The organism is Variovorax sp. VRV01 (genome assembly GCF_014852545.1).
Taxonomy (GTDB): domain Bacteria; phylum Pseudomonadota; class Gammaproteobacteria; order Burkholderiales; family Burkholderiaceae_C; genus Variovorax; species Variovorax beijingensis_A.
In genome coordinates, this window is sequence record NZ_JACVBS010000065.1 from 1 (window position 1) to 495 (window position 495).

Here is a 495-nt window from a genome sequence, read left to right on the forward strand (position 1 = left end):
CGCCCTTGGGCTTGCCGGTGGAGCCGGAGGTGTAGAGGATGAAGAGGGGGTGCTCGGCGTTCACGGGGACGGGGGCGCACTCGGTGCTCTGGCCGGCCAGCGCCTCGGCGAAGGTCTTGTCGCGGCCCTCGACGCGGCGCCAGGCGCTGGGGGTGCGCTCGTAGACGAAGACGGTCTGGATCGACTCGCAGCCGCCCAGGGCGATGCCGTCGTCGACGATGGCCTTCAGGGGCAGTTCCTTGCCGCCGCGCAGCTGGTAGTTGGCGGTGATGACGGCCACGGCGCCGGCGTCGATGATGCGCTCCTGCAGGGCCTTGGCGGAGAAGCCGCCGAACACGACGCTGTGGGTGGCGCCGATGCGCGCGCAGGCCTGCATGGCGACCACGCCCTCGATGGTCATGGGCATGTAGATGATGACGCGGTCGCCCTTCTCGATGCCGGCGGCCTTCAGGGCGTTGGCGAACTGGCTCACGCGCGCGAGCAGTTCCTTGTAGC

At 70.1% G+C, this 495-nt stretch carries 1 protein-coding gene; it reads right to left on the bottom strand.

Annotated elements, in window-relative coordinates; translation table 11 throughout:
- On the bottom strand, positions 1 to 495 hold a 495-nt coding region (locus tag IB278_RS33615), incomplete at both ends, for an AMP-binding protein (protein ID WP_192328869.1).